This is a genomic window from Oscillatoria sp. CS-180, from assembly GCF_028330965.1.
GTDB lineage: Bacteria > Cyanobacteriota > Cyanobacteriia > Phormidesmidales > Phormidesmidaceae > Halomicronema.
The window spans coordinates 46,350-61,055 of record NZ_JAQMUB010000019.1 but is presented as its reverse complement, the minus strand read 5'-3'; the positions used below and the strand labels follow the sequence as shown (position 1 = coordinate 61,055).

General features: G+C 49.0%; 10 protein-coding genes. 6 read left to right on the top strand and 4 right to left on the bottom strand.

Going from position 1 to position 14,706, the window contains the following annotated elements; all coding sequences use genetic code 11:
• Positions 1-46: 46 nt before the first annotated feature.
• A complete protein-coding gene (locus PN498_RS02715; RefSeq protein ID WP_272061141.1) occupies positions 47-2,323 on the top strand; it encodes a Tex family protein in 2,277 nt (758 codons plus the stop codon).
• Positions 2,324-2,425: 102 nt separating this feature from the next.
• Here PN498_RS02715 and PN498_RS02710 read toward each other — a convergent pair whose 3' ends face one another.
• Positions 2,426-3,040 (bottom strand): GNAT family N-acetyltransferase, encoded by a 615-nt coding sequence (locus tag PN498_RS02710; protein ID WP_272061140.1) that lies wholly within the window; start codon positions 3,038-3,040, stop codon positions 2,426-2,428.
• Between the two features lie 247 nt (positions 3,041-3,287).
• Here PN498_RS02710 and PN498_RS02705 point away from each other — a divergent pair, with 247 nt between their 5' ends.
• Positions 3,288-3,485, top strand: coding sequence for a hypothetical protein (locus PN498_RS02705; RefSeq protein WP_272061139.1), 198 nt, complete (start codon positions 3,288-3,290; stop codon positions 3,483-3,485).
• Positions 3,486-3,491: 6 nt separating this feature from the next.
• Here the strand turns inward: PN498_RS02705 and purB are convergent, their stop codons facing one another.
• Complete coding sequence (purB, locus tag PN498_RS02700) at positions 3,492-4,787, bottom strand: adenylosuccinate lyase (protein WP_272061138.1); 1,296 nt, start codon at positions 4,785-4,787, stop codon at positions 3,492-3,494.
• A gap of 309 nt (positions 4,788-5,096) precedes the next feature.
• Here purB and PN498_RS02695 point away from each other — a divergent pair, with 309 nt between their 5' ends.
• Entirely contained in the window at positions 5,097-5,624 is a 528-nt protein-coding gene (locus tag PN498_RS02695; protein ID WP_272061137.1) for a VUT family protein, read from the top strand.
• A gap of 639 nt (positions 5,625-6,263) precedes the next feature.
• A complete protein-coding gene (locus PN498_RS02690) occupies positions 6,264-6,734 on the top strand; it encodes a hypothetical protein (protein WP_272061136.1) in 471 nt (156 codons plus the stop codon).
• Between the two features lie 40 nt (positions 6,735-6,774).
• Here PN498_RS02690 and PN498_RS02685 read toward each other — a convergent pair whose 3' ends face one another.
• Positions 6,775-8,154: an FAD-dependent oxidoreductase gene (locus PN498_RS02685; protein ID WP_272061135.1), complete on the bottom strand. Its 1,380-nt coding sequence runs from the start codon at positions 8,152-8,154 to the stop codon at positions 6,775-6,777.
• A gap of 236 nt (positions 8,155-8,390) precedes the next feature.
• Complete coding sequence (locus PN498_RS02680; RefSeq protein ID WP_272061134.1) at positions 8,391-9,278, bottom strand: glycosyltransferase family 2 protein; 888 nt, start codon at positions 9,276-9,278, stop codon at positions 8,391-8,393.
• Between the two features lie 501 nt (positions 9,279-9,779).
• Between PN498_RS02680 and PN498_RS02675 the strand changes: the two genes are divergently transcribed.
• Positions 9,780-10,547, top strand: coding sequence for an alpha/beta fold hydrolase (locus tag PN498_RS02675; protein ID WP_272061133.1), 768 nt, complete (start codon positions 9,780-9,782; stop codon positions 10,545-10,547).
• Between the two features lie 81 nt (positions 10,548-10,628).
• Positions 10,629-14,699 (top strand): PAS domain-containing protein, encoded by a 4,071-nt coding sequence (locus PN498_RS02670; protein WP_272061132.1) that lies wholly within the window; start codon positions 10,629-10,631, stop codon positions 14,697-14,699.
• Positions 14,700-14,706: the final 7 nt, after the last annotated feature.

Here is a 14,706-nt window from a genome sequence, read left to right as displayed (position 1 = left end):
GTGTTAGACTGCAACCTGAGCGACGTATTTTGTTTTTGCCTCATCAATGACCGATCTAATTCCTATTCTGAGTCGTGAGTTTGACTTACCGTCTCGCTACGTTGAGAATGCCCTAGCACTATTTCAAGAAGGAGCGACGGTTCCCTTTGTTGCTCGATATCGTAAGGAACGCACAGGGGGAATGGATGAGGTGCAGCTGCGATCGCTCCAAGAGCGGCACCAATATCTAACTGAACTCTTGGAGCGCCGAGAAACTATTCTCAAATCCATTGCTGAGCAGGGGAAACTGACCGATGCCCTACGCCAAAAAATTGAAGCCTGCTGGCAAAAGACCGATTTAGAAGACCTATACCTGCCCTATCGACCCAAGCGTCGTACCCGAGCAACGATCGCGCGAGAGAAGGGACTACAGCCCCTAGCGGATTGGATTGCGGAGCACAATCAGACGGGTTCTCGCAACGTCAACTTGGTCCAGGCAGCCACGCCATACATCAATACCGAGTCTGGAGTCACAACCGTTGATGAAGCGCTAAAAGGGGCTGCGGATATTTTGGCAGAAAATATTGCCGAGCAGGCTGATCTACGAGCTTGGGTGCGTCAATACCTCATGCGCTCTGGCACATTTCGCTCTCGTATCGCGAGTGACATTCCCGAAGGCAGCACCAAGTTTGAGCTGTATCGTAACTATGAAATTTCAGTTCGACAGATTGCTCCTCACAACTTTTTAGCGCTACAGCGGGGACAACGAGAGGATGTTTTGTCCTTTGAGTTAGCTTTCGATACGGATGAGGTGCTTCAGTACTTAGAGTCTCAGGCTATCTTCACCCGAGATGCCGAGTTACGGGCATTCTATCAGTCGTTAATTCAAGACGCTTTTGCTCGTCTGATGAAAAACTCCCTGACAAATGCGGTCATCGCTGAGAAGAAAGCCTGGGCAGATGAAGAATCTATTCAAACTTTCGAGGCCAATCTACGGGATTTGCTGCTGGCTCCTCCGGCAGGCATGAAACCGACCCTGGCAATTGACCCCGGCTTTCGGACTGGATGCAAGGTAGCAGTGGTTGACCAAACAGGAAAATTCTTGCACTATCAGGCCATTTTTCCGCATCAAAGTCAGGGGCAGCGAGAGGCAGCAGCTCAAACGCTACGGCAGCTGATTCAGAAACACGACATTGCGCTTATTGCGATCGGTAATGGCACCGCCGGCAGAGAAACAGATGCCTTTGTCGGGGAAGTGCTCAGTTCACTGTCCCAGAAACCGACGAAGGTGATGGTCAATGAGGCGGGGGCTTCCGTGTATTCTGCTAGTCCTCTGGCGATCGCTGAGTTCCCCGACCTAGACGTTACTGTGCGAGGTGCCATCAGTATTGGTCGTCGCCTGCAGGATCCTCTAGCCGAGCTGGTGAAAATTGACCCTAAATCTATCGGCGTCGGGCAGTATCAGCATGATGTTGACCAAAAGCGCCTGAAGCAAAAGCTAGAGGAAACTGTTGAAAGCTGTGTGAATTATGTTGGGGTTGATTTGAACACGGCTTCTCAAGCGTTGCTGACCTACGTTTCAGGCATTACACCTGCGATCGCTAACAATATCGTTGCCTATCGCGATCAAAATGGCGCTTTTCACAGTCGCAAAACGTTGTTGAAGGTTGCGAAGTTAGGACCAAAAGCATTTGAGCAGGCGGCTGGTTTCTTGCGCATTCGCAATGGTAAAAATCCTTTGGATAATACAGCAGTCCATCCAGAAAGCTATGGCATCGTTGAAACCATTCTACAAGATGTGAACATCAGCCCTGCATCACTCGCCGCTGATGCTGAACAGCTTTCTGGACTGGCAAAAAATACCATCGACTTAAAACGCTATGTGACTGAGTCTGTGGGTGAGCCGACCCTCCGTGACATTCTGCATGAACTGGAGAAACCAGGCCGTGACCCGCGATCTCAGTTCGTGACGGCTCAATTTCGAGATGATGTCCAAACGCTGGCCGATCTGCAACCTGGCATGACCTTGGAGGGCACGGTGACCAACGTGGCGAATTTTGGCGCTTTTGTCGATATCGGTGTGCATCAAGACGGTTTAGTGCACGTTTCCCAGTTAGCCGATCGCTTTGTGCGCAACCCGAAAGAGATCGTCAAAGTGGGACAGGTTGTCAAAGTTAGGGTGCTGGAGGTAGATGAGAAATTGAAGCGGATTAGTCTATCGATGCGATCTCCGGATAGTGCCCCTCCTTCCCGCAAATCCAAACCCGCTAAGCAAAAGTCAAAAGGCCATTCCTCAAACTCGACGCTGCAAGATTTACAGGCCAAGTTCAACCGTAAGCGCTGATGAAGGTCATGGTGGGCGCGTAGCCGTCTTGTCCTAACGGACCTGACGACGGCCATAGTTTGAAAGAAGAAGCACTGGATGGCTAAAGCGAAATCTTGCCGGCTATTTCCCGTTAGGGGCCAGGTGTCGCACAAGAACGTGGTCCGTCTGAGCCTCATCCCCCAGCACGAATATGTGGGTTCCTACGGGCTGAAATTTCCACCGCTGATAGAACGCCTGTGCTCGCTCATTGTGCTCCCAGACGCCGAGCCAAATCGTTTCACAACCGTTGCTGACGGCGTAATCGAGGCAAGCCTGCATCAGTTTTGAACCGTAGCCTTGGCCAATATGACTTTGCTCAACATAGAGTCTCGATAGTTCTATTGGCGTCTGGGCTGCTTCATGACAGGGAACTGGAGAGCCTGCAATCAGCTGAGCATAGCCGATAGGTGTTGTGTCAGGGGAAGAACCTTCATGAGCGATGAGAAATGTAGATTCTGGAGCCGATAGCTTGTCCGCGATCGCCTCCCTAGAAAAAGCGCTTTTGATATAGCGGGCTAAATTTATGGGGTCGTTATCGTCTGCATATGCCCCCATGAACGTGCCCTTACTCAGTGCCACAAGCAAGTCAATATCCCTGTCTGTTGGCGTGGCCTTGCGGATGTAGCTGTGGCCGTAGAGTTGAGCATCGTCAGAGATGTCAAACTCACCGGGAGTTATTTTGTCTTCTGCCTGCATTCTTTGACCTTTTGCTAGGGGTATCACAGTCTTGAACGTTGTGAGCAGCCATGAAAGCAGTGCTTCAAAGCCGCCCCGCAAAAATAATCAAAACATGAAGTTGAGAAGATGGAGGACTGCGGAATCAAGCGATTTCCACACCGAACATTTAGCCTCTCATGAAATGCGTGTAAACCCGTAGAATATCCTGGAAATTCCTGAGTGATAAAGCCAGAATACAAGAGTCGCTAGAGAATTCTGTTGGGTCATGACTGCGCCAAACCTCTCCCTTGCTATTGATGATTTGTACGCTCGCACAATTGCAACGGGCAAAATCACCTACAGTCATCGACGAGTTCTGATGAATGCTATGGGTTCGCCTACCTTAAAGGCAAAAGAACGATCCATTATTGATCGTTTGCTTCAAGACTCAGTCAATGGATGTTTGACGGTCATTGATGAGTAGCGTCAATTAGATCCCAAGTCGCTGATAGACCTCATCTAGATTTCTCAGGTGATGGTTGGGGTCAAAGCAAGCGTCAATCTCCTCAGTCGAAAGTTTTGCCTGCACGCGATCGTCCGCTGACACCAATGCCCTGAAATCACCCCCTTCAGTATTCCAAGCAGTATGGGCAAGGGATTGCACCACTTCATAAGCCTCTTCCCGCGACACCCCTTTCTCAACCAGAGATAGCAAAACCCGCTGACTGAAAACGACTCCACCGTAGATGTTCATGTTTCGGGTCATGTTTTCGGGATAAACCAGAAGCTTCTTGATGAGATAGGTTGCCTCGACCAACATGAAGTGAATCAAAATACAAGAGTCTGGCAAGATAACCCGCTCGACAGAGCTGTGGGAGATATCTCGCTCGTGCCATAGCGCTACGTTTTCAAGCGCTGCCATGGCGTTACCCCGGATGATGCGGGCACAGCCAGTTAGCCGTTCAGAGCGAATCGGGTTGCGCTTGTGGGGCATAGCAGAAGAGCCTTTCTGCTTCTTCGAGAAAAACTCCTCAACTTCTAAAACATCGGTGCGCTGTAAATTTCGAATTTCGACAGCAAACCGCTCAATCGAGGCTGCTAGCAAAGCTAGCGCATTCATGAATTCTCCATGAATGTCACGAGAGATCACCTGAGTCGAAGCAGTATCAGGTCGCAGGCCCAGCTTCTGACAGGTTAACGATTCGATCCTCGGATCGATATTAGCGTAGGTACCAACCGCGCCTGAAATTTTACCGACCGCAATTTTTTCTTCCAAATGGGTGAAGCGATCGCGATGACGCATCATTTCAGCTAGCCAGCCAGCCAGCTTAAACCCAAAGGTAATGGGTTCAGCATGAATACCGTGCGATCGGCCAATCATGACCGTATCACGGTGCTCCTGCGCCTTGTAGCGAATCGCCTGAATCAGGTTTTCAACATGGGTTTTAATGACATTTAAGCTCTCGACCAGTTGCACAGATAGGGCGGTATCAAGCATGTCAGAACTGGTCATGCCCAGGTGAATATAGCGACCCGCTTCACCCACATGCTCATTGACGTTCGTCAAAAAAGCAATGACGTCGTGACGCACTTCTGCCTCAATCTCTAAAATCCGCTCAGGATCAAAATCTGCCTTTGCCTTGATGTCTTCTACAGCCTCTTTGGGAATATAGCCCAGCTCTGCTTGAGCTTCGCAGACGGCAATCTCAACTCGCAACCAAGTCTTGTACTTGAAGAAGTCGCTCCAAAGTTCGCCCATCTCGGGCAGCGTATAACGTTCAATCAAGGCAAATAGTCACAAACAACCGATCTATTTTACATAACGCTTGAACATCTGCTGGGCAGAATTTCATCTTTGGCAAAGAACTCAAAAGTCAGGGAATGGTGATTTAGGTGGTTCGAGAAATAAGGAGGAAACAAAACGATATCAAGACTAGAACATTCGAAAACCCCTATATTTTTCCATCTGTCCAAAAAATTGGCTGAGAGTTACGCTGATTTTCTTGGCCTAGGAGTGCAAGTAGCTATAGCTGCATGAGAAGCGCTGAGGTTTAGAATGGCAAAGTTGCAAAAAGTCCCAATTTCATTTTTGTCGATGTCTAGAACGCACATCATAAATGCCTGCATCTATATTCTGGCAACCTTGGGCGCAAACTATACGGCGGACTGGTTCATTCCTCTGCCTGTTTTTGGTCAGGTGGCCGTTGGAACCTTTGTTTTTGGCATCACTTTCACGCAAAGAGACAGACTACATAGCGCTGGGCGTAAATGGATTTATCTGACTATTGCAGCGGCAGCGACCGCCAATATTTGCATGAGTGTGCTGCTGGCAGTTCCGATACGGATTATTCTGGCAAGTTTCTTTGCCATTGTCTTAGCCGAAACAGCTGACACCGAGATTTATCAACAATTGCTGCCGCATCCTTGGCTAGTTCGCGTAGCGGGTAGCAATGCCGTCTCGATTGTGCTGGACACGCTGCTGTTTACACTGATTGCTTTTGCTGGAGTTCTGCCAACAGCAGAGATTGTTTCCCTCTTGTTTGGAGAAACCATAACAAAATATGCGATCGGAATTCTTTTTGCGCTTTGGCGACAGGGTAAATTTATCTGGCAAGAGAACTAACTTCGGGCTTTAACCTACGAGTTAGTCAAGGCTTTAGGATGCCTTGAAAAGTGAGGAATCCAAGTTCTATCCGTATGCTGGAAGTAAAGATTGACTCTAAATTGATGATTGAAGGATGTGTCCATATAAAGCTGCCGTATGGACTGCTACCTTGAAATTTTGATTATTAAATAGAATTTCATGATGCGATACTGGGCGCTCTCTTTTGGGAAAAATTTCCATGACAACCAGCATCTGAAAACTGAATGGTAAAACTTTTGTCTCGATCTCTACGCACATCTCCAGCGTCCCATTTTCTTGAAATCAATCTGGCAACCTACTGTCACTCTTCAATTCAATGACTCCCCTCTAATAAGTTTTCTTATTTTGCTGAGTAAACTCCTCAATCTGCACAGCTATGAGGCAACCACGCGAATTTACGGAGACATCATAGGGATTTGACAAGATCTTTACGACAGCTTTAGAGACTAACGACAAGTCAAAGATGTTTTACAAAATCATTCCCCTAAAATGAAATTGGAATTAGAGTGTTCAGGTCTATCGGTCAACTCAATACCCACCTAGCACCGTCGTGGGAATGATGTGATTTATGTATGAACTAAACAATACTGAAAGGCTCCCGGTTTATCATTTACTGCTATGCCTCAGACCTATCGAGACGATATAGTCCAATCTTCCGTGAAGCAGCCCCCCGACTCTGACTCGGTTTTGGATCGAATCAATAGTCATAAATTATGGATCGTCAATAGCCGTCGTCGGAATGGCATTGTCGTTTACAAAAAATTCCACGCCGAATTTGCTGGTCCTGGTGCGGCAGTTGGGGGGGCACTGGATGCTGATTGCGATCGCGTCACAGCTCTGGGAAACCTTTCATTAGTCGAACCTAAATCCTACGAAGAGCAGCAGAAAGCTATCCGGATTCGGCTTCAGTGGGTGAGACTAACTCAGAATTTTACGGATAAGCCTGTTCCCCTAGAACGTGCTCAGATGATTTTAGAGCAGTTCAAAACCTATTTTGACCAAGGCATTGTGGATAGCGTGCCAGACGAAGCTTTTTCGATGCTTGTGGGCGTGTTTCCTCGGACTGTACAAAGGGCCAGACGTCGATAGGCATAGCGTGTTGATAGATGCAGCGTGGCGCGACAATTCTTTAGCGCTGGCGCCGCCAGTTGAACCAGTTCTCTGACCAATCACGCCGCCAACGCCCCGGATGCCAGCGATCGCGCTCCCACTGGCTCACAGTCTGTCGCAGAATGTCTGTCAGGCTATTCGGCAAGGTGGGATAGTGAGCTACCGCCCACCAAGGTGCTTGGCGAACCATCAATACCGCCATCGTTTGGACCCATTCTCTTGCTTCTGGGCCAACGCCATGAACGCCCAAAATTTCGCCGCTGCGGTGAGCAATCACTTTGCAGAAACCGAGCGTTGCTCTCCGCCATTGCGCCTTAGGTAAGTCGTAAAGTGTTTGTCGAGCAATTAAGAGGTCGTCTTCACTGTAGCGCCGCTTGGCTTGCGCCTCTGTAAGACCCACTCGTGCCATTTCAGGACGAGTCAAAAGAGTGTAGGGAATTGTGCAGTAGTCGATGCGATAACGATTCCAAAAAAGCGCATTGCTGACAGCAAGACGAGCTTCTTGACGGGCGATCGCAGCTAGTTCGTGACCACCTATCGCCGCACCGCAGGCATAGATACGAGGGTGGCTTGTCTGCAAATAAGCATTGACCGATAGGCAACCCTCTACTGTCCATTTTTCGATGCCAACATCCATAAGGTTAGGCAAGGGTGGAGCGGCCACGACTAAACAGGCCACACTTATTGTTTCATGAGGAAGTCGAAGACAAATACTGCCGTCTCTGTAGGTAACCGTTTCGATGATTGTTCCCAGCTTTAAGCGAACACCTTCTGCCCGCAGTTGAGCCTGAATCCATCGAGAAGTATCAGGGTCTTCACGGGGTAAAAGAGTGTCCTGTGGCGCAACCAGGGTCACAGCACTGTTCCAGCGGCGGAGAAACTGACATAGGGCAAGTCCTGCAGGAGAGCGACCCAGCACTATCACGGAGCCTGGCAGCTTTTCTTGGTGCAGGAAAGTGCTAGGCGTCTCATAGGGGACAGAGGCTAAACCTGGAATTTTGAACAGTTGAGGCACGTTACCCGTAGCCAACAGAACGGACCGAGCTGTGAGCTGACGGCTAACGGTTTTGACTTGAAGGGGGCGATCGCGAACCAATCGACCCGTTTCAGCAATAACGTCAACACCCTGTACCATTAACCGCTGCAAGTCCTCCTGGGTCAGGACATCAGCGGTCAACTTGGCTCGTTCTACAGCCCGCTGCCACTGAGAAGATTGCGATGCAGACGGCTCGGATTGTGGATTTGACAATAGCAGAGTTTCCAGAAAGAGGGGCGATCGTCGTCCCTCTTGCCCATTGAGTATCCAAGCTACCCGTGCTCCCAATTGAGCAGCTTGTTCAGCAGCTTCATAGCCCTCCGGAGTCCCTCCCAAAATGATGAGATCGTAGTCAACCGCCATGAATGCCCCAATGCTCTCAATGCAAGCCGCAATCGAGTGTAACGCCTATGGCGGGTAGGCGACAGTGAGCATCGTTGGATAAGTAGGGATTGCATCTGTTGAGTTGATTGATAGCTTTAGCCATCTAGGCTTGTGCATTCAATAACATTCAGGCCCTTAGTCCATAGCCAGATGGCTTGCCGCCTTGTCCTAACGGAACTTGCGACGGCTATACAAAGCGTGTGATGGGCGATCGCTCAGTGTTCAGGAAGGGTATTTGAAATTGGGGTCAGGTTGAGCGGTACTGATGGGTTTTCAGAAGCTGCGTTGATTTGTGCCCGCTTCAGTTCCTTTACCTTTAAAACAATCAGATATTCATAAAACCCTTGTAGAGTACACCAGGCTAATCCCGCCTCACCATCGCGCCAGCCACCCAAAAAGAAATACATGTAAACCCACCGTATCAGCGGTCGTAGCGGTAATCTCAGCGAAAGATCTTTAAGCGCGTGACGACGCTCTACTTCTGTTTTGCCAAAGAAAAGCTGCTTCCAGTTCACTCGCCCCGTCTCCAGCTGACGTAAGGTCTCTCTGGCTTCATCGGTTGAATATCGGTTGTGTTTTTCAATCCAACGATTCATCCCTTTGCCACAGGTGTAATGAGGATAGGTTTCTTGCAAAAAACCAGTAGCGCCTTCGCACACTTCTCGTTCAGTGTGACCATAATCAGTGAACCAGACTTTCCCCAGCTGGAGCAGACGTAGCTGGTAACGCGGAAACTGAGTACTGTGTTTGATCCACCGATCCATGAACATGACACGCTCAGCAACGTAGTAGCCTACATGCTCGGCTGCTCGAATCTTGTCGCAACACTCCTGAAAGAGTTGCCGAGTCATGCGCTCATCAGCTTCCAAAATATAGGCCCACTCATACTTTGCAGGAATATTGTTAAGCATCCAAGTACGCTGCTTGCCGTGGCTTTCAAAAGCATGCTTGACGACTCGAACCGGATACTGTGAAGCAATTTCGACAGTGCGATCGCCGCTGAAAGAATCCACCACAATGATGTCGTCAGAGAGTTGAGCGGACTCAATACACGCCGCAATATCTAATTCTTCGTTATGGGTCAAGATGTAGATCGAAAACATAGGCGCTCTGGATGAATAGTGAGAGATGCCAGCGATTTGCAGTTCTCGGCATGCAACCGCAGCGAGGAATTCAGCAATCTTGAGAAGCTTGAATGGAGGGCCATACCCCTCAATGCCCTCCTTTAATGTTTCCCCGACAACATAGATATTCAGAACGAGGCCTCAGGTTCCGCTAAAAATTCACAGAATCGTTTTATCTCGCCAAGCATCAGTTTGTCTCTTTTGAGATGAGTTCAAGACTGAATCGACATCCAAAAAATGCCGAGATTGAGCACCAGAAGATCGAACAAATGCTTGCCATTGTTCGTTTTGCCTCATTCAGCTTGGGCTAAAAATTACTATCTCCCCTCGACCCGGTTCATCCTCACTTCTGTCGATTTTCTAGGGAAAGGTACTTATTCACTAAAAAGATAGAGGTTGTCTACATTGAATTTTGCTTAAAGTACAAACCTGAATGCCTATTAATCAGACACGAGTATTCAGGTTATGCTAAGTCGCAGAATGGATAATTCTTCACTAATCAGCCAAGGAACAGGAGACCCCACGCTTGTTTTTTTGCACTACTTTAGCGGTGCTGCGGCGAGCTGGCAGTGGGTCACCCAGGAGCTGAAGGAAGATTTTCGCTGCATTTCCTTAGATCTACCTGGTTTTGGCGATACCCCTCCGCTAGCGGAACCAACTTTGGCGGAATATAGCAACTATATCTGGGAGTTGTTGTCTCGCTTGGGCATTGATCGATTTGTTTTGGTGGGACATTCCATGGGGGGAAAGATTGCCTTGAAGGTTGCTGCCGATGCGCTCTTTGCAGGACTCGAACACATCATTTTGGTGGCCCCCTCTCCGGCGACTCGGGAACCCATGCCAGAGGAAGAGCGCGATCGCATGTTGGCGGATCACCACAGTCGCCAGGCTGCTGAAACTACTGTAGAAGGCGCTGCTCAAGCCACACTGCCTCAAATTCGCCATTCTGTAGCAGTGCAAACGCACACCAAAGCTGAGGACAAAACTTGGCAGTGGTGGCTGTTGGAAGGCATGAAAAACTCCATTGCCGATCAAGTGAAAAAAATCCAGGTTCCTGTAACCGTATTGGCTTCTCCAGACGATCCGGTAATTCCTTTTAACGTTATCCAGCGAGATGTGATCGATCTTCTACCGAATAGTAAATTGGTTACAATTCCTAATGTGGGACATCTGATGCCTTTAGAAGCTCCTGACCTCGTTGCTCAGGCTATTCGTCAGGCGATCGCCCGTCAGGGACAGGGCGTGTGAACTGCTCCAGCCTATTCATCTTTTGAAAGATACGAATTAGGATGGCCTAGATAAGGTTGGTGCGATGGAGATGCTTTCCGTATGCCCAAATCTTCAATTCATGTTTTTGCTGTTGTGGAGGAGCTGGACAAGGAATACCCTGTGTATCCTCTCCAGTCCACAGCAATGTTCGATGTTTTTCACCATCAGCTAGCTGCTGCTGATGTGCTGCCGGTGCTGTCGCAGCAGTTTTTGAGTCCACTGGCTGCACTTGTCTTGGATTTTCATACGCCGCTTCAAACAAGTATTGGAATCCTTGAGCAGCTCAGAATGATAATACCCCAAGCATCTCCTATTATCTTCGTTGTTGGTGACAACGATGCAGAAGTTGCTGTCGCAGCGATGAGAGCTGGCGCCATTGATTATGGCGTCCGAAAGCGAACATCGCCCCAGAAACTGCTCGACATTCTACACTCTGGAATTGATGCGACGAAGGATGCGACGAATCTAAACCACCGCAATTTGACTGATGGCAAAGATGCTCGATTGGACAAGGCCGATGAGCTTGCGCCGATGGAACAGATGTCGTCTGAACCGATAGGTGAAGAAAGTCATGATTCCACAATTAGCACTGCCTTACAAACCATCTCGCAACTTCAGCAGTCCAAAAAACAGCTGCAGCGGAGTCAAAAATTTATTGCTGAGATTGCCGAAGCGGTTCCTGGAATGCTCTATGTGTTTGATTTGGTGGAGCAGTGCAACACCTATATCAACAAACAGATGGGGAGTTGGTTAGGCTACACCAATGAGCAGGTGCAAGCGATGGGGGGGAAGGTTCTGCCCTTACTAATGCATCCTGAAGATTTTGCACGGGTTCCGGCTCATCTTGCTCAGTTTCAATCTGCCCCGGATGGCGAAATTCTAGAATTTGAATATCGGATGCGCCATGCCGACAACACATGGCGATGGTTGCACACCTGCGAGGTCGTTTTTCAGCGGGACGAAAACCAAACACCTCAGCAAATTTTGGGCATCACACAGGATGTGACTGCGCGCAAAAACACTGAAGCATTAGCCCATGAAAGTGATGCTCGCTTTCGGCTGCTGGCAGAAACGATTCAAGATGTCTTTTGGATTATGGATCTGCCTGACCCAAAGATTGTATATGTCAGTCCAGCCTACGAGGAGGTTTGGGGGCGATCGCCTGAGTTCATTTACCAAAACCATACAGCTTGGTTAGACACGGTCCACCCCGATGATCGTGATAATGTCCTAGCCGGACTGTCGAATACTCCCCAAAAGGACGTCGCGATTGAGAAGGAATATCGAATTGTACGACCGGATGGAGAAGTGCGCTGGATTCGCGATCGCGGATTTGCGGTCACAGATGAACAGGGACACGTGTTCCGTATGCTTGGCGTTGCCCAAGACGTGACAAAGCGTAAGCAAGCAGAAGCTGCGCTCGCTGAGAACGAAGCCCGTCTGAGAGGATTTGTTGAATCCAACGTCATTGGCATTCTTTACGGAGATATATATGGCAACATCTTTCACGCGAACGACGAACTGCTGCGAATCGTCGGCTATTCCCGGCAGGAGCTAAAAGCGGGTCAGCTCCACTGGATTGAAATGACACCGCCGGAGTACTTGCCTTTAGACGAACAGAAAATTTCAGAAGCTCAGGCTGAGGGGGCCTGCATCCCTTATGAAAAGGAATATATTCGCAAAGACGGTAGGCGAGTCCCGGTTTTGATTGGATATAGCTTGCTGGGAGAGCATCGCGAAGAATCGGTGGTGTTTATTCTTGATTTGAGCACCCGCAAACGGGCCGAAAGAGCGCTTCGCCGCAGCGAAGACCGGCTGAAGATGGCAACAGAGTCAGCCCAAATAGGAACTTGGGATTGGAATTTGGAGAAAAACGTTCTGTCATGGAATGGTCGGTGTAAGGAGATGTTTGGATTATCACCTGATGCCAAAATTACCATCGAAACGTTTTTTGAGGCTTTGCACCCCGACGAGCAAGATCGCGTCAGGCACATCGTCGGGGAAAGTTTGATCGCAGCGAGTGGTGGTCAATACGATATTGAATATCGTGTGATTGGGATTGAAGATGGTGTCGAACGGTGGATTTTAGCGAAAGGACAAGCCTATTTTGCTCAAAATGGTGTCCCTCGGCGCTTTGTTGGCACCGTCATGGACGTGACTGACCGCAAGCGAGCTGAAGCAACTCTAAGGGAAAACCAAGAGCGTCTGCAAATGGCCATTGAGGGAGCTGAGGCCGGTCTATGGGATTGGCATATTGACACTCACGAACACTATTCCAGCTCAGAGTGGCTACGGATGCTGGAATATGGGCCCAACGAGTTGCCGGCCAAATACAGTTCTTGGGAAAACCTGATTCATCCCGACGATAAGCCAATGGTGATGGAGAAACTCTATTCTCATCTTCAGGACTCCTCTATTCCCTATCGGTTTGATTATCGACTGCTAACGAAATCTGGTAAGTGGAAATGGATTGCCAATTTTGGCAAGGTTGTGGTGCGGGATGATGAAGGCAAACCAGTCAGGATGTCCGGCATTCATCAGGATATTAGCGATCGCAAACGCGCAGAGCAACAGCTGCGCCTGAGCGAAGACCGCTATCGGACACTGGCTAATGCAGTTTCTCAACTGATGTGGGTCAACGCTGCCGATGGCAAAGTTGAATTTTTTAATCAACAGTGGAAAAACTATACAGGCGTTAAAAATTTAGAATTGGATATTCGTTTGTGGACTGATATTGTTCATCCAGACGATTTTGAAAAGGTTCAGGCAATCCGTATAGAAGCCATGCGGAACAAATCACCTTACGAAGTTGAAGTCAGGTTTAAGCGGCACGATCAAGTCTACCGCTGGCATCTATCCCGTACAGTTCCTCTGATAAATGAGGCAGGGGAACTGGTGAACTGGTTTGGCACTGCTACCGATATCGACGATCGCAAAGCTGCTGAGGCAGAACGAGAACAGCTTTTGAAGCAAGAGCAAGCCGCCCGAGCCGCTGCAGAACGAGCCAATCGTATTAAGGATGAATTTTTGGCGATCCTGTCCCATGAGCTGCGATCACCACTGAATCCAATTTTGGGCTGGACCCAACTTCTCAAAATAGGCGGTCTCAATGCTGAGAAGACAGCTACGGCATTGGAAACGATTGAGCGCAACGTCAAGTTACAGACTCAATTGGTCGATGATCTTTTGGATGTTGCCAGAATTCTACGCGGCAAGCTCAAGCTGCACAATGCTCCTGTTGATCTAGCCAAAACCGTTGCGGCGGCCATTGAAACGGTGAATACTGCCGCAACGGCTAAGACAATTACGTTAAATACTGACCTCGAAATGTCTGCTCAGGCTTGGGGAGATGCTGCTCGCATTCAGCAGATTGTTTGGAACTTACTGTCTAACGCCATTAAATTTACGCCGATTGGGGGAGAGGTTACTGTACGACTTCAGCAAACTCCAGGCAATGAGGGGCGAATCATCGTAGCAGACACCGGAAAAGGAATTCATCCTAATTTCTTACCCCATATCTTTGAGTCTTTTCGACAAGAAGACGTGTCTATCACTCGCCAGCATGGCGGCCTTGGGCTAGGTCTGGCGATCGTTCGACACTTGGTCGAAGCTCATGGCGGTGAGATCGCGGCTGATAGTGCTGGAGAAGGACAGGGAGCGACTTTTACCGTAACGCTACCGCTGATGTCACGTCGAAGCAATATGGTAGATGACTCGACGTCAGCATTGGAAAATCTGGAACTCAACGAGGTTCGGGTGCTTACCGTAGACGATAATGCTGATAGTCGAGAGGTTCTATCGACTTTATTAGAGCAGTATGGTGCCCAGGTGGTCGCCGTCAAGTCTGGACGTGAAGCACTGGCCTGCCTTGCAAGCTTCAAGCCGGATGTATTAATCAGTGACTTGAGCATGCCGGATATGGATGGGTATGTCTTGCTGCGGCAGATCCGGGCATTATCTTCTCAGCAGAATAAACCAGTTCCTGCGATCGCCCTCACGGCTTGCGCTCGTCAAGAAGACGAAAATAGCGCACGAGCGAACGGCTTTCAGAAGCACATTGCTAAACCAGTCAATGTTGATACCCTGATTCAAGCAGTTTCCGAAATTGTTAAAAGCAATCGCCAACAGTGATGATATG